General features: G+C 72.8%; 17 protein-coding genes. 15 read left to right on the plus strand and 2 right to left on the minus strand.

What is annotated here, in order from left to right:
- Positions 1-130: 130 nt before the first annotated feature.
- On the plus strand, positions 131-1,660 hold the full coding sequence (locus IE326_RS30550; RefSeq protein ID WP_150227496.1) for an APC family permease: 1,530 nt from the start codon (positions 131-133) through the stop codon (positions 1,658-1,660).
- Positions 1,661-1,689: 29 nt separating this feature from the next.
- Complete coding sequence (locus IE326_RS30555) at positions 1,690-3,321, plus strand: flavin monoamine oxidase family protein (RefSeq protein WP_190043870.1); 1,632 nt, start codon at positions 1,690-1,692, stop codon at positions 3,319-3,321.
- Positions 3,322-3,360: 39 nt separating this feature from the next.
- On the opposite strand, the gene IE326_RS30560 is transcribed toward IE326_RS30555, so the two are convergent.
- Complete coding sequence (locus IE326_RS30560; RefSeq protein WP_190043871.1) at positions 3,361-4,749, minus strand: FAD-binding oxidoreductase; 1,389 nt, start codon at positions 4,747-4,749, stop codon at positions 3,361-3,363.
- Between the two features lie 77 nt (positions 4,750-4,826).
- Complete coding sequence (locus tag IE326_RS30565; protein WP_150227493.1) at positions 4,827-6,629, minus strand: glycoside hydrolase family 15 protein; 1,803 nt, start codon at positions 6,627-6,629, stop codon at positions 4,827-4,829.
- Between the two features lie 541 nt (positions 6,630-7,170).
- Here IE326_RS30565 and pyrG point away from each other — a divergent pair.
- The 13 genes from pyrG to IE326_RS30630 all read left to right on the plus strand — a co-directional run bounded on the left by pyrG (position 7,171) and on the right by IE326_RS30630 (position 21,593).
- The gene (pyrG, locus tag IE326_RS30570) at positions 7,171-8,823 is read left to right on the plus strand and encodes a CTP synthase (RefSeq protein WP_150227492.1); all 1,653 of its coding nucleotides are present in this window, start codon (positions 7,171-7,173) and stop codon (positions 8,821-8,823) included.
- 85 nt (positions 8,824-8,908) lie between these two features.
- On the plus strand, positions 8,909-9,535 hold the full coding sequence (locus IE326_RS30575; RefSeq protein ID WP_190043872.1) for an NUDIX domain-containing protein: 627 nt from the start codon (positions 8,909-8,911) through the stop codon (positions 9,533-9,535).
- Between the two features lie 450 nt (positions 9,536-9,985).
- Positions 9,986-11,971: an AAA family ATPase gene (locus IE326_RS30580; RefSeq protein WP_229915739.1), complete on the plus strand. Its 1,986-nt coding sequence runs from the start codon at positions 9,986-9,988 to the stop codon at positions 11,969-11,971.
- A 146-nt stretch (positions 11,972-12,117) separates the two neighbouring features.
- Complete coding sequence (ald, locus tag IE326_RS30585) at positions 12,118-13,233, plus strand: alanine dehydrogenase (protein ID WP_150227489.1); 1,116 nt, start codon at positions 12,118-12,120, stop codon at positions 13,231-13,233.
- A 453-nt stretch (positions 13,234-13,686) separates the two neighbouring features.
- Positions 13,687-14,730 carry a ParA family protein gene (locus IE326_RS30590; protein WP_226651714.1) on the plus strand — a complete coding sequence of 348 codons (1,044 nt, stop codon included), beginning with the start codon at positions 13,687-13,689 and terminating at the stop codon, positions 14,728-14,730.
- The gene (locus tag IE326_RS30595; protein ID WP_150227488.1) at positions 14,715-15,221 is read left to right on the plus strand and encodes a hypothetical protein; all 507 of its coding nucleotides are present in this window, start codon (positions 14,715-14,717) and stop codon (positions 15,219-15,221) included. Before IE326_RS30590 ends, IE326_RS30595 begins: the two co-directional genes overlap by 16 nt.
- Before the next feature lie 48 nt (positions 15,222-15,269).
- Positions 15,270-16,241: a segregation and condensation protein A gene (locus tag IE326_RS30600; protein WP_190043874.1), complete on the plus strand. Its 972-nt coding sequence runs from the start codon at positions 15,270-15,272 to the stop codon at positions 16,239-16,241.
- Complete coding sequence (scpB, locus tag IE326_RS30605) at positions 16,238-16,858, plus strand: SMC-Scp complex subunit ScpB (RefSeq protein WP_150227486.1); 621 nt, start codon at positions 16,238-16,240, stop codon at positions 16,856-16,858. Before IE326_RS30600 ends, scpB begins: the two co-directional genes overlap by 4 nt.
- Positions 16,858-17,991 (plus strand): pseudouridine synthase, encoded by a 1,134-nt coding sequence (locus IE326_RS30610; RefSeq protein WP_150227485.1) that lies wholly within the window; start codon positions 16,858-16,860, stop codon positions 17,989-17,991. The genes scpB and IE326_RS30610 overlap by 1 nt, the downstream gene beginning before the upstream one ends.
- A gap of 125 nt (positions 17,992-18,116) precedes the next feature.
- Positions 18,117-18,770, plus strand: a complete 654-nt coding sequence (gene pnuC, locus IE326_RS30615; RefSeq protein ID WP_190043875.1) for a nicotinamide riboside transporter PnuC — start codon at positions 18,117-18,119, stop codon at positions 18,768-18,770.
- Complete coding sequence (locus IE326_RS30620) at positions 18,767-19,849, plus strand: AAA family ATPase (RefSeq protein ID WP_190043876.1); 1,083 nt, start codon at positions 18,767-18,769, stop codon at positions 19,847-19,849. The genes pnuC and IE326_RS30620 overlap by 4 nt, the downstream gene beginning before the upstream one ends.
- The gene (locus IE326_RS30625) at positions 19,846-20,583 is read left to right on the plus strand and encodes an NUDIX hydrolase (RefSeq protein WP_190043877.1); all 738 of its coding nucleotides are present in this window, start codon (positions 19,846-19,848) and stop codon (positions 20,581-20,583) included. Before IE326_RS30620 ends, IE326_RS30625 begins: the two co-directional genes overlap by 4 nt.
- Positions 20,580-21,593, plus strand: a complete 1,014-nt coding sequence (locus IE326_RS30630) for an ADP-ribosylglycohydrolase family protein (protein WP_150227481.1) — start codon at positions 20,580-20,582, stop codon at positions 21,591-21,593. The genes IE326_RS30625 and IE326_RS30630 overlap by 4 nt, the downstream gene beginning before the upstream one ends.
- The last annotated feature ends 19 nt before the right edge of the window (positions 21,594-21,612 follow it).

Genomic DNA, 21,612 nt, shown 5'->3' on the forward strand with positions numbered 1-21,612 from the left:
GGGACATCACCCGATCGTCACAGGGCCCGACAGTTCGTACAACAGGACGACAACTCGTCGTGGCGCGGCGGGAATTGTATGACCAGTTGTCGCTTGTGGCCTACGTCACTCCCGAGGATGCTCTCGCGCCATGGCAGACACCTCCACTCCGCCGGGCGGCTCCGCGCCCCGCGTCGACCGCCTCAAGGCGAACTCCGTCGGACTCGTCGGCGTCGTCTTCATGGCCGTGGCCACCGCCGCGCCGATCACCGCCATGACCGGCAACCTCCCCATCGCCGTCGGCTTCGGCAACGGCACCGGGGCCCCCGCCGGCTACCTCTTCGCCACCCTCGTCCTGACCGTCTTCTCGGTCGGGTACGTGGCCATGGCCAAGCGGATCACCGCCGCCGGCGCCTTCTACGGCTACATCTCGCACGGCCTCGGCCGGATCGCCGGCATGGCCTCCGGGATGCTCGCCGTCCTCGCCTACATCGTCTTCGAGGCGTCCATCGTCGGCGTCTTCTCCTACTTCGCGAAGACCACCGTCGCCGACCAGCTCGGCGTCGACCTCCCCTGGATCCTGTACGCGGCCGCCATGCTGGCCGTCACCGCCGTCCTGTCGTACTTCGACATCAACCTGACCGCCAAGGCCCTCGGCGTGATGCTCGTCGCGGAGATCGCCGTCCTCTTCGCGGTCGCCACCGCCGTCCTGATCCACGGCGGCGGCCCCGACGGCATCCCCGTCGAACCGGTCGACCCGAGGAACGCCTTCACCGGCGCCTCCGCCGGCCTCGGCCTCTTCTTCGCCTTCTGGTCCTGGGTCGGCTTCGAGTCCACCGCCATGTACGGCGAGGAGTCCCGCGACCCCAAGCGCGTCATCCCCCGCGCCACCCTCATCTCCGTCATCGGAGTCGGCCTCTTCTACATCTACGTCTCCTGGATGACGATCGCCGGCAACGGCCTCGACGGCTCCGTCGCCCTCTCCACCTCCAAGAACCCGCTCGACCTCTTCTTCGCCCCCACCCAGGGCTTCATCGGCGCCTGGGCCGTCGACGCCTTCCAGTGGCTGCTGCTCACCGGCTCCTTCGCCTGCGGCATGGCCTTCCACCAGTGCGCCTCCCGCTACCTCTACGCCATCGGCCGCGAGGGCTTCCTCCACCCGGCCCTCGGCCGCACCCACCCCCGGCACGGCTCGCCCTACCTGGCGTCCTTCGTGCAGAGCGCGATCGCCGTCGCCCTCGTCGGCGCCTTCTGGCTCACCGGCCAGGACCCCTACGTCCACCTGTACACGCTGCTCGCGATCCTCGGCACGATGGCCATCCTCATCGTGCAGACCCTCTGCTCCTTCGCCGTCATCGGCTACTTCCGCAGGAACCACCCCGAGGACCGGCACTGGTTCAGGACCCTCGTCGCCCCCCTCCTCGGCGGCATCGGCATGATCGCCGTCGTCGTCCTCCTCGTCGTCAACATGGAGACCGCCGCCGGCACGGCCGCGGACTCCCTCTTCTTCAAGGCGATCCCGTGGACCGTCGGCGCCGTCTTCCTCGGCGGCCTCGCCCTCGGCCTGTACCTCAAGGCCAAGCGGCCCGAGCGCTACGAGATCATCGGCCGGATCGTCCTGGAGGACGCGGCCGAACGCGACGAGGAACCGGCGGAGCACGTCCCCGCGGCACACGGCTGACCCCTTCCGTCCCCACCCAGGAGCGCCCCATGGCACGCACCAACCCGATGCACCTCCTGAACCGCCTCGCCACCGACCACGCCGCCGCCCGCAGGCTCGGCCTCCCCGTGGACGAACTCCGCGGCCTGCGAGGCGACCCCCTCGGCCGCCGCACCCTCCTCAAGGCCGCCGCCGCGGCCGGCGTCGCGACCGCCGCCGCGACCGCCCCGGCCGCCGCGGCCGTCCCCGACCCGCCGGTGCGGTCCGACGCCCGGATCGCCGTCGTCGGCGCCGGCATCGCCGGCCTCACCGCCGCCCTCACCCTCCAGGACGCGGGACTCGCGCCCGTCCTCTACGAGGCCGACCCGGCCCGCGTCGGCGGCCGCATGTGGACCCAGCGCGCCCACTGGGCGTACGGGCAGACCTCCGAGATCGGCGGCGAACTCATCGACACCAGCCACAAGAAGATGCTGGAGCTCTGCCGCCGCTTCGGCCTCCCCGTCGAGGACTTCCTCGGCGGCGGCCCCAACGGAGCCGAGGAGGTCCTCTGGTTCGACGGCGGCTACTACCCGCGCGAACAGGCCGACGTGGACTTCAACGGCGTCTACCAGGCGCTGCGCCGCGACCTCTCGGAAGCGGGGGAGGTGCTCTGGAACCGGACCACCCCCACCGGCACCGCCCTCGACGACATGTCGCTGTACGAGTGGATCGAGAGCCGCGTCCCCGGCGGACACTCCTCGCCGCTCGGGAAGTTCATCGACGTCGCCTACAACGTCGAGTACGGCGCCGACACCACCGCACAGTCCTCGCTCGCCCTCGTCCTGCTCATGGGCTACCAGACCAATCCGGGCAACTTCAACATCTGGGGCCTGTCCAACGAGCGCTACCACATCACCGGAGGCAACGACCGGCTCCCGAACGCCATCGCCGGCGCCCTGAACCCCGGCACCCTCCGGACGGGCTGGACCCTCCAGGCGGTACGGGCGAACGCCGACGGCACCCAGACCCTCACCTTCGCCGAGGGCGGCGCCACCCGCACCGTCACCGCCGACCACACCGTCCTGTGCGTCCCGCTGCCCGTCCTCCAGCGGCTCGACCTCACCCGGGCCGGCTTCGACCCGCTGATGACGAACCTGCTGCGGGACGCCCGCATGGGCCACTGCACCAAGCTCAACATGCAGTTCGGCACCCGTCCCTGGCGCGGCACCGGCGCCTGGCCCGGCGTCTCGGCGGGCGACTGCTTCACCGACCTCGACGTCCAGCAGACCTGGGACACCACCAAGGTCCAGGGCGGCACCGGCGGCATCCTCATCCAGTACAACGGCGGCAGCCTCGCCCGGAACCTGAACCCCGCCGGCCCCTTCTCCACCGAGTCCGACCCGTACGTGCGCGGCCTGGTGAACCGCTACCTCGCCGGGATCGACAGCTTCTTCCCGGGCACCTCACGGGCCTGGAACGGCCGCGCCCAGCTCTCCGCCTGGCACAAGAACCCGAACGTCCTGGGCGCCTACTCCTACTGGCCGGTGGGCTACCTCCACCGGTACGCGGGGTACGAGGGCAGGGCCCAGGGCAACGTCCACATCGGCGGCGAGCACTGCTCCTACGACTTCCAGGGCTTCATGGAGGGCGGCGCCACCGAGGGCGAGCGGGCCGCGAAGGAGGTGATCGACGCCCTGCGGTGACGGAGCGGGCGGGGTGGACGGCGGGGACGGCGGCGGGGGTCAGGCCGCCGGCCGGACGTTGTGGTTGAGGCGGAACACGTTGTCGGGGTCGAACGCCGCCTTCACCGCGGCGAGCCGGGGGAGGTTCTCCTCGCCGAACCCGGCGACGACCCGCCGCTCGCCCTCCTCGCCGATGAAGTTGAGGTACACGGCGTCCGTCGTCCACGGCCGCACGGCGGTCCGGACGTCGTGCACCCACTGCACCACCCGCCCGTCGTCCGCCGGGTCCTCCCAGGTCGCGAACGGGTGCACCACCCACGGCGCGGTCCGCCACGGCTGCGGATAGCCGGACGGACCGGCCGCCACCGCCCCGCCCATCAGGAACAGCACGTGCTGGGTGGCGGTCCCCTCCGGGATCCGCTCGCCCCGCGCGGCGAAGACGTCCACGGCCTCGTCCGGGAGACCGCTCAGATACTCCGCCGACCAGTAGTTCCGCAGCCCCGGCGGATCGTCCAGCATGCACTGGAGGTCCGCGTACGGGACGTCGGAGACGACCTCCACCACCGGCCGCAGCGCCAGCAGCGGCTCGGCCGTCTCGCGGACCCGGGCCACCGGCCCGGCGCACGTCACCAGCGCCCCGCAGACCAGCTGCCCGACCAGGTGCGCGGGCACGAAGGGCTCCGGCGGGGCCGGGAAGTAGATGACCCCGCCGCCGATCTCGTCCGGCGCCCGCGCCCCCAGGTCCCGGTAGGCGCGCAGCACGGCGGGGCCGGACCGGGGCGGGAAGAGCAGCAGGGCGAAGCTCATGTGCGGCAGCTCGTGCAGCCGCAGCGTCAGCGAGGTGGCCACCCCGAAGTTGCCGCCGCCGCCGTGCAGCGCCCAGAACAGCTCCGGGTTCTCCTCCGGGCCCGCCACCACGTGCCTGCCCTCCGCGGTGATCAGCTCGGCCGCCAGCAGGTTGTCCGAGGCGAGCCCGAACTTCCGCTCCAGCCAGCCGGACCCGCCGCCCAGCACGAAGCCGCCGACGCCCGTCGTGGAGACCCGCCCGCCCGTCGTCGCCAGCCCGAACGGCTGGGTCGCCCGGTCGAGGTGGCTCATGGTCGCCCCGCCCTCGACCCGTACCGTCCTGTGCTCCGGGTCCACGACCACCGCGTGCATCCGCCGCAGGTCGACCACGAGCCCGCCGTCGACCACCGAGGTCCCGGCGACGCTGTGCCCGCCGCCGCGCACCGCGATCGGCAGCCCCGTCTCCCGGCCGAAGAGGATCGCGTTGGACACGTCCGCCGGGCCCGCGCACTGGGCGATCACCGCGGGACGGCGGTCGATCATCCCGTTGTGGACGGCCCTGGCCTCGTCGTAGCCGGGATCGCCGGGGACGTACACCGCACCGGCCATGTCCTCGCGGAGCCCGGCCAGGGCGGTTTCCGAAGCGGTGGTGTGGGGAGCCATGACGCCCCCCTTTCGTACGGGGGCCAGGACACCTCTCATCGTAGGTCCGGCCCCCGCCGGGCGCTCCCCGGCCCGCGTCAGCCCCCGTAGGCGCCGCTCGCCGTCAGCCGCAGCGCGGTGTCGATCAGCGGGACGTGGCTGAACGCCTGCGGGAAGTTGCCCACCTGCCGCTGGAGCCGGGCGTCCCACTCCTCGGCGAGCAGCCCCAGGTCGTTGCGGAGCGAGAGCAGCCGCTCGAAGAGGTTCCTGGCCTCGTCGACCCGGCCGATCATCGCCAGGTCGTCGGCGAGCCAGAAGGAACAGGCGAGGAAGGCGCCCTCGTCGCCCTCCAGGCCGTCCACGCCCGCCTCCTCGCCCGCCGTCGGGTAGCGCAGCACGAAGCCGTCCTCGGTGGACAGCTCCCGCTGGATCGCCTCGATCGTGCCGATCACCCGCTTGTCGTCGGGCGGCAGGAAGCCCATCTGCGGGATCAGCAGCAGCGAGGCGTCCAGCTCCCGGGAGCCGTACGACTGGGTGAAGGTGTTCCGCTCCTTGTCGTAGCCCTTCTCGCAGACGTCCCGGTGGATCTCGTCGCGCAGCTCCCGCCAGCGCTCCAGGGGGCCGTCCGCGTCCCCGGACTCGATCAGCTTGATCGTGCGGTCCACCGCCACCCAGGCCATCACCTTGGAGTGGGTGAAGTGCCGGCGGGGGCCGCGGACCTCCCAGATGCCCTCGTCGGGCTGGTTCCAGTTCTTCTCCAGGTACTCGATCAGCTTCAGCTGGAGCAGAGAGGCGTAGTCGTTGCGGGACAGACCCGTCATGTGCGCCAGGTGCAGGGCCTCGGTGACCTCGCCGTACACGTCCAGCTGGAGCTGGCTGGCGGCGCCGTTGCCGACCCGGACCGGGCCGGAGTTCTCGTACCCCGGCAGCCAGTCCAGCTCCGCCTCGCCGAGCTCCCGCTCGCCCGCGATCCCGTACATGATCTGGAGGTTCTCCGGGTCGCCCGCGACCGCGCGGAGCAGCCAGTCCCGCCAGGCGCGGGCCTCCTCGCGGTAGCCGGTGCGCAGCATCGAGGAGAGGGTGATGGCCGCGTCCCGCAGCCAGGTGTAGCGGTAGTCCCAGTTCCGCACGCCGCCGATCTCCTCCGGGAGGGAGGTCGTCGGCGCGGCGACGATCCCGCCGGTGGGGGCGTACGTCAGCGCCTTCAGGGTGATCAGGGAGCGGACCACGGCCTCCCGGTAGGGGCCGTGGTACGTGCAGTGCTCCACCCACTCGCGCCAGAAGCCGGTGGTCGCCTCCAGCGAGCCCTCCGGGTCCGGCAGCGGCGGCGGCTCCTTGTGCGAGGGCTGCCAGGACAGCGTGAAGGCGATCCGCTCGCCGGGGGCGACGGTGAACTCGGAGTAGGTGGTGAGGTCCTCTCCGTGGGTCTCGGCCTCGGTGTCGAACCAGACCGAGTCGGGGCCGGCCACCGCGACCGTGCGCTCGCCGACCTTGTGCACCCAGGGCACGATCCGGCCGTAGCTGAAGCGCATCCGCAGCGCGGAACGCATCCGCACCCGGCCGCTGACGCCCTCCACGATCCGGATCAGCTGGGGCGCGCCGTCGCGCGGCGGCATGAAGTCCGTCACCCGGACCGTGCCGCGCGGGGTGTCCCACTCGGACTCCAGGACCAGGGAGTCGCCCCGGTAGCGGCGGCGGTCGGCGGGGGCCGGCTCGGCGTCGTCCGGGCCGGCCGGGCCCACTCTCCAGAAGCCGTGCTCCTCGGTGCCGAGCAGTCCCGCGAAGACCGCGTGCGAGTCGAAGCGGGGCAGGCAGAGCCAGTCCACGCTGCCGTCCCGGCAGACCAGCGCCGCGGTCTGCATGTCTCCGATGAGTGCGTAATCCTCGATACGCCCGGCCACGTGCTTCACTCCAGTCGAACGGCCTTGTCCGCCCCGCGGGACGCGTGCGGCGGGTGGTGCGGGGTCGCGAAGAGGTGCCCGCGGTGCCAGTGTGCGGGATGTCCGGCCCCGGCAGTGGGTCGAGGGGAGGCGACACGGCTCCCGGTCCGGCGCCGCGGGCGGGGGTGATGCCGTCGGCCGGCCGCTCGGGGACACGCCCCGGCGGGATGGTCCGCACCCTAGTGACCGTGATGATCACCTGCGTAACGCGCTACTCCGTATGGGTGAACAGTTCTTCTCGGATCTTCCCCGGATGCCCCGGAAACCCTTAGGGAACCCCCGGCGGGCGCCTTTTCCACCCCCTCCCGCCGGGTCGGCCGCTGTGCCGACCGTGTGGCCGGAAGCGGTCTCCGGATGTCACTGATACCCTGGTACCCCGTGGACCGGTGGGAAACGGCACCAGCCGAAACCCCCGAAACCGCAGCGACGGCACCCCCGATTCTTCCGGAGGGCCTGCCGCTTCGCACCTCCAGAACGCGACCACGGGAGCCCCCTCTTGGCGATGCCGCCCAAATCCACGACGACCAAGCACATCTTCGTCACCGGGGGTGTCGCCTCCTCGCTCGGCAAGGGCCTCACCGCCTCCAGCCTGGGTGCGCTCCTCAAGGCCCGGGGCCTGCGGGTCACGATGCAGAAGCTCGACCCGTACCTCAACGTCGACCCGGGCACGATGAACCCCTTCCAGCACGGTGAGGTGTTCGTCACCAACGACGGCGCCGAGACCGACCTGGACATCGGCCACTACGAGCGCTTCCTCGACGTCGACCTCGACGGCTCGGCCAACGTCACCACCGGCCAGGTCTACTCGCAGGTCATCGCCAAGGAGCGGCGCGGCGAGTACCTCGGCGACACCGTGCAGGTCATCCCGCACATCACCAACGAGATCAAGTCCCGGATCCGCCGCATGGCGACCGACGACGTCGACGTCGTCATCACCGAGGTCGGCGGCACGGTCGGCGACATCGAGTCGCTGCCCTTCCTGGAGACCGTCCGCCAGGTCCGCCACGAGGTCGGCCGCGACAACGTCTTCGTCGTGCACATCTCGCTGCTGCCCTACATCGGCCCCTCCGGCGAGCTGAAGACCAAGCCGACCCAGCACTCCGTCGCCGCCCTGCGCAACATCGGCATCCAGCCCGACGCGATCGTGCTGCGCGCCGACCGCGAGGTCCCGACCGCCATCAAGCGCAAGATCTCGCTGATGTGCGACGTCGACGAGGCCGCGGTGGTCGCCGCCATCGACGCCCCGTCGATCTACGACATCCCGAAGGTGCTGCACACCGAGGGCCTGGACGCCTACGTGGTGCGCAAGCTCGACCTGCCCTTCCGCGACGTGGACTGGACCGTCTGGGAGGACCTCCTGGACCGGGTCCACAACCCGGAGCACGAGGTCACCGTCGCCCTCGTCGGCAAGTACATCGACCTGCCCGACGCCTACCTGTCGGTGACCGAGGCCATGCGCGCCGGCGGCTTCGCCAACAAGGCACGGGTCAAGGTGAAGTGGGTCACCTCCGACGACTGCAAGACCCAGGCGGGCGCCGAGAAGCAGCTCGGCGACTGCGACGCGATCCTCATCCCGGGCGGCTTCGGCGACCGCGGCGTCTCCGGCAAGGTCGGCGCCATCCAGTACGCCCGCGAGCACAAGGTGCCGCTGCTCGGCATCTGCCTGGGCCTCCAGTGCATCGTGATCGAGGCGGCCCGGAACCTGGCGGGCATCCCCGAGGCGAACTCCACCGAGTTCGACCCGGCCACCGCGCACCCGGTCGTCTCCACGATGGAGGAGCAGCTCGCGTACGTCGAGGGCGCCGGCGACCTGGGCGGCACGATGCGCCTCGGCCTCTACCCGGCGAAGCTCGCCGAGGGCTCGGTCGTCCGCGAGACCTACGACGGCGAGCCGTACGTCGAGGAGCGCCACCGCCACCGCTACGAGGTGAACAACGCGTACCGCGCCGAGCTGGAGAAGAAGGCCGGCCTGGTCTTCTCCGGCACCTCCCCGGACAACAAGCTCGTCGAGTTCGTCGAGTACCCGAAGGAGATTCACCCCTACCTGGTCGCCACCCAGGCGCACCCGGAGCTGAAGTCCCGCCCGACCCGCCCCCACCCGCTCTTCGCGGGCCTGGTCAAGGCGGCCGTCGAGCGCAGGACGGGCAAGAAGTAGTCAGGCGTTAACGTTGCCGGGGTACGGGTCCTGACGGACCGGTACCCCGGTTTTCGCATGCGGTTCGGCCACGGGAGGACATCAGATGAAGGTGCAGGACACCCCGGAGGAGTGGCAGGTCGTCGCCACCGCCACCCCCTTCACGGGAAAGAAGACGAGTGTCCGCACGGACGACGTGGTCATGCCGGACGGCTCGGTCGCCCGCCGCGACTACCAGGTCCACCCGGGCTCCGTGGCCGTCCTCGCGGTGGACGACCGGGACCGCGTGCTGGTGCTGCGGCAGTACCGCCACCCCGTGCGGCAGAAGCTGTGGGAGATCCCGGCCGGACTGCTCGACGTGCCCGGGGAGAACCCGCTGCACGCGGCCCAGCGCGAGCTGTACGAGGAGGCGTACGCCAAGGCGGGGGAGTGGCGGGTCCTGACGGACGTCTACACCACGCCGGGCGGCTGCGACGAGGCCGTCCGGATCTTCCTGGCCCGCGACCTCGCCGAGGCGGAGGGGGAGCGGTACGCGGTCTCCGAGGAGGAGGCCGACATGGAGGTGGAGCGGGTCCCGCTGGACGAGCTGCTGCGCGGCGTCCTCGCGGGCGAGCTGCACAACAACTGTCTGGTGGTGGGCGTCCTGTCCCTGGTCGCCGCCCGTGCGGCCGGCGGCGAGGAGGCCCTCCGGCCGGCCGACGCGCCCTGGCCGGCCCGGCCGTTCGAGGCGTGACGCGACTGCGGCGCCGCCGGCTCGCGGGGCGCGCCCCCGCCCCGTTGCGGGCAGGCGTTCCGCAGGGCGGAACGGGTGGGCACAACGGGGCGCCGCCCTTGCCGGTGCCGGAGGCTTCCGGGCCCGGACCCGCACCGGACGGGCGCCGCGCCACGGGTGCGGGCCAGGGCGCGGCACGCGGAGGCGCCGTTCAGGGCGCCGTCCCGTGTGCCCACCCGTCCCGCCCTGCGGGACGCCTGCCCACACGGGCGGGGGCGCGGCCCACAACGGGGCGGGTGCGCGCCCCGTGGCGGGGGGAACGGGCCGGTGTGACTGTCGGCTGATCCGATCGGGGGATGTGTCCGCCGCGCTCCGCCGGGTCCGTGGTGGGGGCTGAACTACGCTCGTACACGCCCGTGCGGACTCCCCCGCGGGGATCGGCTCGTGCGCAGGTGGACGGGAGCGTGGCCCGTGACGGATCAGGCGGTGGCAACGGCCGGCAGCCGGCAGTTCTACGGCCGGCAGCGGGAGTTGAAGGCGCTGCGCACCGACATCGAACGGACCGGTCTCGACACCCTCACCGGCCGCAAGGCGCCCCGCGCCCGCGTCCTGCTCGTCGCCGGCCGGCCCGGCTCCGGCCGCACCGCGCTCGCCGAGGAACTGATCGCCTCGCTCGCCGACCGCTACCCCGACGGCGTCCTCAGGGCCCGGCTGACCGAGCCCGGCGGCGACCCCGTGCCGACCGCCCGGGCCGCCCGCGAACTGCTGCGCGACCTCGGGGTCGCCGAGCCGCCCGGCGCCGCCGAGGACGAGCTGACCGAACTGGTCCGCGAGGCGCTGGGCGCCCGCCGGGCGGTCCTGCTGCTCGACGACGCCGTCGACGCCGAGCAGGTCGACCCCCTCCTCCCCGACAACCCCGACGCCCTCGTCGTCGCGGTGGCGCGCGGGCCGCTCACCGGCATCCCGGACGTGCGGCCCTGCACCCTCGGCGGGCTCGACCCGAAGTCCGCCATCGAACTGCTGACCTCCGCCACCGGCTCGGTCCGCATCACCGTCGACCCGCAGGCCGCCGAGGCGCTGGTCGAGGAGTGCGGGGGACTGCCCGGCGCGGTGGTGCTGGCGGGCGGCTGGCTGGCCGGCCGGCCCGAGGTCTCCGTCGCCGACCTCGCCAAGCGGCTCCGCGGGCTGACCGGCGACCCCCTCACCCGTACCTTCGTCCTCGCCCACGAGGCGCTGCCGGGCCCGGCGGCCCGGATACTGCGCTACCTGGCGGTCGCCCCGCTCGGCCGGGCCGACGCCCACACCGCCTCCGCCCTGGCCGGCTGCTCGGTCTCCGCGGCGGCCACCACCCTCGCGGACTTCGCCCGCCTGGGCCTGGTCGCCGAGGCGGGGGACGGGCAGTACGAGGCCCCCGGCCATCTCGTCCCCCTGCTCCGCGCCCAGCTGGAGGAGCGCGACCGGCCCGCCGAGGTGCAGCTCGCGCGGGCCCGGATGCTGGAGCGGACCGTGCGGCTCCTCCAGTCCTGCCGCGCGGTCACCGAACCCGAGGGCTCCCCGGCCCGCCGCAAGCTCGCCGGCCTGCCGAAGGCCCTGCGCTTCCCGACCGCCGAGGAGGCCGCGCGGTGGCTGGCCTCCCGCCGGCCCGCGCTGCTGGCCTGCGCCCGGCTGGCGGTGGCCGACGGCGAGCTGGACACCCTCGCCCGCCGGCTGATCGCCTCCCTGGTGCGGGCGCTCACCGCGCACGGCGGGGCCGAGGCCGCCGCTCCCGACCTGTACGGGCTGCACCGGCTCGTCCTCGACGTGGCCGAGCGGCGCGGGCTGCACCGCGAGCGGGCCGCGGCGCTGCTGAACCTCGGCGACCTCGACGCCCGGACCGGTCGCACGAAGGACGCTCTGCTGCGATATCGGTCGGCATGGGAGGCCGGCAGGCAGGCAAATGATCCGTATGCCACCGGTCGCGCAATGGAATCCGTAGGTGGGAGCTATCAGGAGCTCGGCGACTGGCAGCGGGCCGGCGACTGGTACAGCCGCGCCCTCGCCCAGCGCCTGGCCCGCGACGAGCGGGCCGACCAGGCGCGGCTGTACGCCCGCCTCGGCGCCGTGCAGACCTATGCCGGGCGGTACGGGGAGGCGCTGCGGCACTGGCGGGCGGCCGCGGCCGGGTACCGCAGGCTCGGCGATCTCCCGGGCCACGCACGGGCGTTGAGCGAGGCGGCCCGGGTCCAGGAGTACGCGGGCCGCCCCGAGGAGTCGCTGCGGACCTGCGAGGAGGCCGTCGAATGGGCCCGTCGCGCCCGTGACGTCCGGCTCCAGGCGGCCCTCCAGCTGCGGCTCGCCGACACCCTCGACCGGCTCGGGGACCCGGCGGCGGCGCGGCTGCACAGGGCCGCAGCGGACCGTCTGCTGGAAACCGGACGCTTTGCCTACGAAATCCGCAGTGGGTCTGCTGAAGATTAGTACTTTGAAAGGCTAGACAGCGGGAACTCCTTCATTAGACTGGTTCCGCCGCGTTCGAACGTGGTCTGCCCCGTTGCGCTGTGGTGCATCCGGGTATGTATCGCAGTGCACCAGTTATCCCCCTGATTCAAGGACCGTGATCGACGATGAAGGTCGGCATCCCCCGCGAGGTCAAGAACAACGAGTTCCGCGTGGCCATCACCCCCGCCGGTGTCCACGAGCTCGTCCGCAACGGCCACCAGGTCTTCATCGAGCAGAACGCCGGCGTCGGCTCCTCGATCACGGACGAGGAGTACGTCGCCGCGGGCGCCGAGATCCTCGCCACGGCCGACGAGGTCTGGGCCACCGCGGACCTGCTCCTCAAGGTCAAGGAGCCGATCGCGGAGGAGTACCACCGCCTCCGCAAGGACCAGACGCTCTTCACCTACCTGCACCTCGCCGCCTCCAAGGAGTGCACGGACGCCCTCCTGGAGTCCGGCACCACCGCCATCGCGTACGAGACGGTCGAGACCGCGAACCGCGCGCTCCCGCTGCTCGCCCCGATGTCCGAGGTCGCGGGCCGCCTGGCCCCGCAGGTCGGCGCCTACCACCTGATGCGCCCGGCCGGCGGCCGCGGCGTCCTCCCCGGCGGCGTCCCCGGCACTCACGCCGGCAAGGCCGTCGTCATCGGCGGCGGCGTCTCCGGCTGGAACGCCACCCAGATCGCCGTCGGCATGGGCTTCCACGTGACCCTGCTCGACCGCGACATCAACAAGCTCCGCGAGGCCGACAAGATCTTCGGCACCAAGGTGCAGACGATGGTCTCCAACGCCTACGAGCTGGAGAAGGCCGTCGTCGAGGCCGACCTCGTCATCGGCGCCGTCCTCATCCCGGGCGCCAAGGCCCCGAAGCTGGTCACCAACGAGCTCGTCGCCAAGATGAAGCCCGGAAGTGTCCTTGTCGACATCGCGATCGACCAGGGCGGCTGCTTCGAGGACTCGCACCCGACCACCCACGCCGAGCCGACCTTCCAGGTCCACAACTCGGTCTTCTACTGCGTCGCCAACATGCCGGGCGCGGTCCCGAACACCTCCACCTACGCCCTCACCAACGCCACGCTGCCCTACATCGTGTCGCTGGCGAACAACGGCTGGGCCGAGGCGATCCGCCGCGACGCCGCCCTCGGCCTGGGCCTCAACACCCATGACGGCAAGGTGGTCTACAAGGAGGTCGCCGAGGCGCACGGCTACGAGCACGTCGAGCTGAGCACCCTCGTCGGCTGACCCGGAAAGCCCCGGAAGGCGGCCCCGGCGACGACTCCGTCAACGCCCGCCGTCAATGTCACACACCCGGCCGGACCTTGTTCGACAAGGTCCGGCCGGCTGTGTCTCCGGCCACGCCAAAACGTTCGGTCAACTCGCCTCGAACGTAACCCTTTAACCGTTTCGCACACCCCTGAAACGTGTGGATGGATGGCCGCGCACCCTTGACAGAGCCGTGTTCGGTTGCCGACACAACGGGCCGGGTCCGGGCGATTGTGTTGCTGCGGAGCGGTGACACGCCATAGAGTCGCCAACCGTCGGCATGGTGCCACGCTGACAGATCGATAAATGTTCCTGGTCACATCCAAGGAGGTAAGACGACTTGTGAATGAGTCGACATTTACTCCCGGGAGCGGTGCGCCAGGTGCCCCGGTCGGCTCCGTCGCGGTGCGGACCTTCGCGACGCACCAGCCCATGACGACAACCCACACGCTGAAGACGATGGACGGCCTACACGTGAACGCCACGGCCGGCAACGAGATGGGCCGAGAGTCCACCCACTTCGCCGCCTACGACGAGCTGCCCGAGGGGCACTTCTACGACCCCGACGCCGAGTACGAGCCCGACCCGGAGTACGCGGCCACCCTCGCGCCCGACGCTGCCCGCCAGCGCCGCGAGCGGATCGGTCCCACCGGACGGCCGCTCCCGTACTTCCCGATCCCGGGCCCGCTGACCGACCACGGCCCCGCCAAGATCATCGCGATGTGCAACCAGAAGGGCGGCGTCGGCAAGACCACGTCGACCATCAACCTGGGTGCCGCGCTCGCCGAGTACGGACGGCGGGTGCTGCTCGTCGACTTCGACCCGCAGGGCGCCCTGTCGGTCGGCCTCGGCGTGAACCCGATGGAGCTCGACCTCACCGTCTACAACCTGCTCATGGAGCGGGGCATGTCGGCGGACGAGGTGCTGCTCAAGACGGCGGTCCCCAACATGGACCTGCTGCCGAGCAACATCGACCTCTCCGCCGCCGAGGTGCAGCTGGTCTCCGAGGTCGCGCGCGAGTCCACGCTCCAGCGCGCCCTCAAGCCGCTGATGAACGACTACGACTACATCGTGATCGACTGTCAGCCCTCGCTCGGCCTGCTGACCGTGAACGCCCTGACGGCGGCCCACAAGGTCATCGTGCCGCTGGAGTGCGAGTTCTTCGCGCTGCGCGGCGTCGCCCTGCTGACCGAGACCATCGAGAAGGTCCAGGAGCGGCTCAACCCCGAGCTGGAGCTCGACGGCATCCTCGCCACCATGTACGACTCCCGGACGGTGCACTCCCGCGAGGTCCTGGCGCGCGTCGTCGAGGCCTTCGACGACCACGTCTACCACACGGTGATCGGCCGGACGGTGCGCTTCCCGGAGACCACGGTCGCCGGCGAGCCCATCACCACGTACGCCTCCAACTCCGTGGGCGCCGCCGCCTACCGCCAGCTCGCCAGGGAGGTGCTCGCCCGGTGTCACGCCGAGTGAGTCTGCCCGGAGCCGACGAACTCTTCCGTACGACCGGGGGGATGGCACTTCAGGCGTCCTCGCCCCGCCGAACCGTTCCCGCTCCGGCGGGAGAGAGCGACCCGGCGGCCGGAGCGGACGGCGGTGCCGCCGAGCACGCGCCGGCCGACTCGGAGGCGGCCGAGCCGCGGGCCCGGGAGACCGAGGCCGTCCCCCCGCAGCAGCCCGCCCCCGTGAAGGCGGCCGCGCAGGCGGCCGCTCCCGCGCGGCGCCGGGGCCGGACCACCAACCGGCGCCCCAGCGGACGGGAGCGCCACGACGAGAAGATCACGGTCTACGTCTCCGCCGAGGAGCTCATGGACCTGGAGCACGCGCGGCTCGTGCTGCGCGGCGAGCACGGCCTCGCCGTGGACCGCGGCCGGATCGTCCGCGAGGCGGTCGCCGTGGTCCTGGCCGACCTGGAGTCCCGCGGCGACGCGAGCATCCTGGTCCGCCGTCTGCGCGGCCGCTGACGGTAGCCTGCGGGCGGCCCCGCCCCCGCACCCCTGGAACCGCCCCCGATGCCCCAGCACGCCGACGAGACGTCCCGCCCACCGCGCCGCCGCGCACTCGGGCGGGGCGGCGTGCCGGAGCGGACCCCGGAGCCGGGCCCCGTACGGGAGGCAGAGCCGGGACCCGTACGGCAGCCGGAGCCGGGGCCCGCACCCGGGCCGGAGTCCGTGCCCGCGCGTGACCCGGAGTCCGGCGACGGGCGGTTCACCGTGCGGCTCGCCAACTTCGAGGGGCCCTTCGACCTGCTCCTCCAGCTGATCACCAAGCACAAGCTGGACGTCACCGAGGTCGCCCTCTCACGGGTCACCGACGAGTTCATGGCCCACCTGCGGGCCCTGGGGCCCGACGGGGACCTCGACCAGACCACCGAGTTCCTGGTCGTCGCCGCCACCCTGCTCGACCTCAAGACCGCCCGGCTGCTGCCCGCCGCCGAGGTCGAGGACGAGGCCGACCTCGCCCTCCTGGAGGCCCGCGACCTGCTCTTCGCCCGGCTCCTCCAGTACCGGGCGTACAAGCGGATCTCCGAGATCCTCGCCGACCGCTGGGAGGCGGAGGGCCTCCGCCACCCCCGGACCGTCGGCCTGGAGCCCCACCACGCCGCGCTGCTCCCCGAGGTCGTCCTCTCGATCGGCGCCGAGGGCTTCGCGAAGCTCGCCGCGAAGGCCCTCCAGCCCAGGGCGAAGCCGCAGCTCCGCGTCGACCACATCCACGCCCCCCTGGTCAGCGTCCGGGAGCAGGCCGCGATCGTCGCCGCCCTGCTGCGCGAGCGCGGCACCGCGAGCTTCCGGGAGCTGGCGGAGGGCGCCGGGGACACCCTCACCGTCGTCGCCCGCTTCCTCGCCCTCCTGGAGCTCTACCGGGAGAGGGCCGTCGCCCTCGACCAGGAGGACCCGCTCGGCGACCTCACGGTCTCCTGGACCGGCGGGGACGGCGAGACCCGCGTCACCGAAGAGTTCGACCAGGAGGACCAGCCCGCATGAGCGACCTCGCACCCGCCCTCGAAGCCGTCCTCATGGTCGTGGACGAGCCCGCCGCCGAGACCGACCTCGCCCGGGTCCTCGGCCGCACCCCCCAGGAGGTCGCGGACGCCCTGCGCGAGCTGGCCGACGCCTACACCGCCGAGGGCCGCGGCTTCGAGCTGCGCCGGGTCGCCGGCGGCTGGCGCTACTACACCCGCCCGGCCCACGCCGCCGCCGTCGAGGCGTACGTCCTGGACGGCCGGCAGGCCCGGCTGACCCAGGCCGCCCTGGAGACCCTGGCGGTCGTCGCGTACCGCCAGCCGGTCAGCCGTTCCCGGGTCTCCGCGGTCCGCGGGGTCAACTGCGACGGCGTGATGCGGACCCTCCTCCAGCGGGGTCTCGTGGAGGAGACGGGCGCGGAACCCGAAACAGGTGCGATCCTGTACAGGACGACGAACTACTTCCTGGAGCGGATGGGCCTGCGCGGCCTGGACGAGCTCCCGGAGCTCGCGCCCTTCCTCCCCGAGGCGGACGCGGTCGAGCCGGACTCCCTGGAAGGCGTTCCGTCGTTCGATCCCGACCAGGACGAAGGACCCGGCCGGGGCGGACCAGCGGACGAAGAGACGACGGAAGTTTGATGCGAAGCAGCAGCGGCAGGAACAGCGGAAACAACGGCGGGAGCCGTGGTGCCAAGAGCGGCGGCCGCGGCAACGACTACCGGGGCGCGGGGAACAACCGCGACGAGCGCGGCCAGAGCGCCGGCCGCCCCCGCAAGACCCGCCCCGAGGAGCGCAGCTACGACGTGAGCATGCCCTCGGACGGCGCGAAGGACGCCCCCCGCAAGGGACGCGGCGACGCGGCCCGCGGCGGCGCCAAGGGCGGCCCGAAGCAGTCCCCGAAGCAGCCCGCGGGCGGGCAGCGGCGGGGCCCCGGCGGCCGTACGGCCCCGGCGCGCTCGCGCGAGTACGAGGCCAGGACCGAGGAGCGCAACCGCGAGCGGTACGCGAACAAGCCCCAGGTCAAGACCCCCAAGACCTTCCCGGGCGCCGAGCAGGAGGGCGAGCGGCTCCAGAAGGTGCTGGCCCGCGCGGGCTACGGCTCGCGCCGCGCCTGCGAGGAGCTCATCGAGCAGGCCCGCGTCGAGGTCAACGGCGAGATCGTCCTGGAGCAGGGCCTCCGTGTGAAGGACAGCGACGAGATCCGCGTCGACGGCCTGTCCGTCGCCACCCAGTCGTACCAGTTCTTCGCGCTGAACAAGCCGGCCGGCGTCGTCTCCACCATGGAGGACCCCGACGGCCGCCAGTGCCTGGGCGACTACGTAACCAACCGGGAGACCCGCCTCTTCCACGTCGGCCGGCTCGACACCGAGACCGAGGGCATCATCCTGCTCACCAACCACGGCGAGCTGGCCCACCGCCTCACGCACCCGAAGTACGGGGTGAAGAAGACCTACCTGGCGGCCGTCACCGGACCGCTGCCCCGCGAGGTCGGCAAGCGGCTCAAGGAGGGCATCGAGCTGGAGGACGGCTACGCCCGCGCCGACCACTTCCGCGTGGTCGAGCAGCTCGGCAAGAACTACCTGGTCGAGGTCGTGCTCCACGAGGGCCGCAAGCACATCGTCCGCCGCATGCTCGCCGAGGCGGGCTTCCCGGTGGAGAAGCTGGTCCGCACCGCCTTCGGCCCGATCGGGCTCGGCGACCAGAAGTCGGGCTGGCTGCGCCGCCTGTCCAACACCGAGGTCGGCATGCTGATGAAGGAAGTCGGTCTGTAAGGACCCGCCTCCTGACCGGAAGGGCCCCGTATCCCCCCCGCGGATACGGGGCCCTTCGCGTTCCCCCGCCTTGTGCGCGACCCCCGCCACCTTTTATAGTCACAGTGACTCTTAAGGAGGCGGGCGTGAGCCTCGCGGACGTACTCGAACCCCTCCAGCGGCCCCTCTTCACGCTGCTGGACACCCCGATCAGCTGGACCGAGGTCCTCGGCTTCGGCAGCGGCGCCCTCTGCGTCTGGCTCGTCGCCCGGCAGCACCTCGCCAACTGGCCGGTCGGCATCGCCAACAACCTCTTCTTCGTGCTGCTCTTCACCCAGGCCGGCCTCTACGCCGACGCCGGCCTCCAGATCGTCTTCATCGCCCTCGCCGCCTACGGCTGGTGGACCTGGACCCACGGGGGTGGACCAGGCTCCGCCGGGGCCCTCCCGGTGCGGCGCACCACCCGCACCGAGTGGACCTGGCTGCTCGCGGCGGGGGCGGTGGGGACCCTCGCCCTCACCCTCCTCCTCGACCGGACCACCGACTCCACCGTCCCCTTCTGGGACGCCCTCACCACCGGCCTCTCCCTCATGGCCACCTACGGCCAGTGCCGCAAGCGCCTGGAGTCCTGGTGGCTGTGGATCGCCGCCGACGTGGTCTACGTCCCCCTGTACGCCCACAAGGGGCTCTACCTGACCTCGCTGCTGTACGTCGGCTTCATGGCCCTGTGCGCGGCCGGACTGCGCGGCTGGAGCCGCGACCTCGCCGCCACCCGCCGCCCGCTGGAGGCGGCCGCGTGAGCACCCGCCACGGCCACGGTCTCGTCCTCGGCAAGTTCTACCCGCCGCACGCCGGCCACCACCACCTCGTCCGCACCGCCCTCGCCGCCTGCGAGCGCGTCACCGTCCTCGTCTGCGCCTCCTCCGTCGAGTCCCTGCCGCTGGCGGAGCGGGTCGCCTGGATGCGCGAGGTCCACCCCGACGCCCTCGTCGTCGGCGCCGTCGACGACATCCCCGTCGACCTCACCGACCCCGCCGTCTGGGACGCCCACATGGCGGTCTTCCGGGCCGCCGTCCCCGAGCCCGTCGACGCCGTCTTCACCTCGGAGCCGTACGGCGAGGAACTCGCCCGCCGCTTCGGCGCCGCCGCCGTCCTCGTCGACCCCGGCCGCACCGCCTTCCCCGTCTCCGGCACCGCCGTCCGCGCCGACCCCGCGGCCTGCTGGGACTTCCTCGCCGCGCCCGTGCGGGCCGCGCTCACCCGCCGGGTCGTCGTCCTCGGCGCCGAGTCCACCGGCACCACCACCATGGCCCTCGCCCTCGCCGACCACTACCGGCGGCGCGGCGGCGTCTGGGCGCGCACCCGCTACGTCCCCGAGTACGGCCGCGAGCACAGCGAGCTCAAGCTCGCCGAACTGCGGGCCGTGCGCCCCGGCGCCGACTGGTCCGAGGTCGCCTTCCACACCACCGACTTCCCCGTCATCGCCCAGCGCCAGGCCGAGCTGGAGGAGGAGGCCGCGCGCGACGGCTCGCCCGTCCTCTTCTGCGACACCGACGCCTTCGCCACCACCATCTGGCACGAGCGGTACCTGGGCACCACCAGTGCCGCCACCGGCGAGATCGCCGCCCGCGGCCGGCAGCACCTGTGGCTGCTCACCGACCACCGGGGCGTCGACTTCGAGGACGACGGGCTGCGCGACGGCGAACACCTCCGCCCCTGGATGACCGCCCGCTTCCTCACCCAGCTCGCCCGCACCGGCCGCCGCACCGTCGTCCTCACCGGACCCCACGAGGAGCGCCTCGCCACCGCCGTCGCCGCCGTCGACGCCCTCCTCGCCGAGGGCCCGCGCCTCGCCGACCCCCTCCCGGAGCGCCGATGACCACCCCGCCCCGCCCCGAGGGGTACGACCCCCGGGCCTTCGAGCCCTTCGCCGTCACCGTCGACCTCGCCGTCCTCACCGTCCGCGCCGGCCGGCTCCACGTCCTCCTCGTCCAGCGCGGCCAGGAGCCGTACGCGGGCGCCTGGGCGCTCCCCGGCGGCTTCGTGCTGCCCCGCGAGTCCGCCGGGACGGCCGCCCGCCGCGAACTCGCCGAGGAGACCGGCCTGCCCGACGCCGTCGTCGCCGGACTCCACCTCGAACAGCTCCGCACCTACACCGAACCGGACCGCGACCCGAGGATGCGGGTCGTCTCCGTCGCGTACACCGCCCTCGTCCCCGACCTGCCCGAACCGCGCGGCGGCGGCGACGCGGCCGAGGCCCGCTGGCTGCCCTACGACGAGGTCCCGCCGCTCGCCTTCGACCACGACGTGATCCTGGCCGACGCCCGGAGGCGCGTCGGCGCCAAGCTGGAGTACACCTGCCTCGCCACCGCCTTCTGCCCGCCCGAGTTCACCCTCGGCGAGCTCCGGGAGGTCTACGAGACGGTCTGGGGCGTCCCGCTCGACCGCCCCAACTTCCGGCGCAAGGTCCTCACCACCCCCGGCTTCGTCGAGCCGGTCGAAGGACCGCCGCGCCTCACCGGCGGACGGGGGAAACCCGCCGCGCTCTACCGGGCGGGCGGGGCCACCGCCCTCCACCCGCCGCTGCTCCGACCGGAAGGACGATCCGCATGAACAAGCAGGCCGCCACGGGGGCGCTGATGGGGCTGGCGCTGGGGGACGCGCTGGGCTTCCCGACCGAGTTCAACGACGTGCCCGCGATCCTGGCCAAGTGCGGGCCGTGGCGGGAGATGGCGCTGCCGGTGACCCGGGGGACCGCATACATCACCGACGACACCCAGATGACCCTCGCCTTCGCCCGGGGCCTTCGGACCGCCATGGACAGCGGCCTGCTCACCCCGCACCGGCTCGCCCGGCCCGTGCGGGACGAGTACGTCGACTGGTACCACTCCCCGGAGAACAACCGCGCCCCCGGCAACACCTGTCTGCTCGCCTGCCGACTCCTCGACAGCGACCGCCGCTGGCAGGACGCCAGCCAGATCGGGTCCAAGGGCTGCGGCGCCAACATGCGGGTCGCGCCCATCGGGCTCGTCCCCGGCCTGAGCGAGGAACAGCGGGCGGGCGCCGCCCAGCTCCAGGCCGCCCTCACCCACGGACACCCCACCGGGCTCGCCGCCTCCGACCTGACCGCGCGGGCCGTGTGGCTGCTCGCCCGGGGGGCCGACCCGACCGGGCTCGTCGGGCAGCTGCGCTCGTACGCGTACGAGAACCGCGACCGCTACCACGAGCGGTGGCTCGGCGACCTGTGGACCCGCTCGCAGGACCCGGACGCACTCCACTTCGCGCGGCGCGGCTGGGACGAGTGCCTGGCCGTCCTCGAACGGCTCGACTCCGTGCAGCGCACCGCCGACCCGGAGCTCGACCCCTGCACGTACACGGGCGACGGGTGGATCGCGGAGGAGGCGCTCGCCACCGGGCTGCTCTGCTTCCTGCTCTTCCCCGGCGAGCCGCTGACCGCCCTGCGCCGGGCCGCCTGCACCCGGGGCGACTCCGACTCGATCGCGGCCCTCGCCGGGGCCTTCGCGGGCGCCCACCTGGGCGCGGACGCCTGGCCCGCCGAGTGGACCGCGCGGATCGAGCACCGGGACGAGCTGCTGGCGCTCGGGGCCCTCTGGGACGCGTGAGCGGATTCTGGAAGGCTGG

The sequence above is a fragment of the Streptomyces filamentosus genome (assembly GCF_014654895.1).
Classification (GTDB): domain Bacteria; phylum Actinomycetota; class Actinomycetes; order Streptomycetales; family Streptomycetaceae; genus Streptomyces; species Streptomyces filamentosus.

Excerpts from the sequence above, each read along its gene's own strand:
- scpB (WP_150227486.1), top strand. The coding sequence starts at position 16,238 with ATGAGCGACCTCGCACCCGCCCTCGAAGCCGTCCTCATGGTCGTGGAC.
- IE326_RS30550 (WP_150227496.1), top strand. The coding sequence starts at position 131 with ATGGCAGACACCTCCACTCCGCCGGGCGGCTCCGCGCCCCGCGTCGAC.
- IE326_RS30575 (WP_190043872.1), top strand. The coding sequence starts at position 8,909 with ATGAAGGTGCAGGACACCCCGGAGGAGTGGCAGGTCGTCGCCACCGCC.
- IE326_RS30600 (WP_190043874.1), top strand. The coding sequence starts at position 15,270 with ATGCCCCAGCACGCCGACGAGACGTCCCGCCCACCGCGCCGCCGCGCA.
- IE326_RS30610 (WP_150227485.1), top strand. The coding sequence starts at position 16,858 with ATGCGAAGCAGCAGCGGCAGGAACAGCGGAAACAACGGCGGGAGCCGT.
- pyrG (WP_150227492.1), top strand. The coding sequence starts at position 7,171 with ATGCCGCCCAAATCCACGACGACCAAGCACATCTTCGTCACCGGGGGT.
- ald (WP_150227489.1), top strand. The coding sequence starts at position 12,118 with ATGAAGGTCGGCATCCCCCGCGAGGTCAAGAACAACGAGTTCCGCGTG.
- IE326_RS30630 (WP_150227481.1), top strand. The coding sequence starts at position 20,580 with ATGAACAAGCAGGCCGCCACGGGGGCGCTGATGGGGCTGGCGCTGGGG.
- IE326_RS30560 (WP_190043871.1), bottom strand. The coding sequence starts at position 4,749 with ATGGCTCCCCACACCACCGCTTCGGAAACCGCCCTGGCCGGGCTCCGC.
- IE326_RS30625 (WP_190043877.1), top strand. The coding sequence starts at position 19,846 with ATGACCACCCCGCCCCGCCCCGAGGGGTACGACCCCCGGGCCTTCGAG.
- IE326_RS30555 (WP_190043870.1), top strand. The coding sequence starts at position 1,690 with ATGGCACGCACCAACCCGATGCACCTCCTGAACCGCCTCGCCACCGAC.
- IE326_RS30590 (WP_226651714.1), top strand. The coding sequence starts at position 13,687 with ATGACGACAACCCACACGCTGAAGACGATGGACGGCCTACACGTGAAC.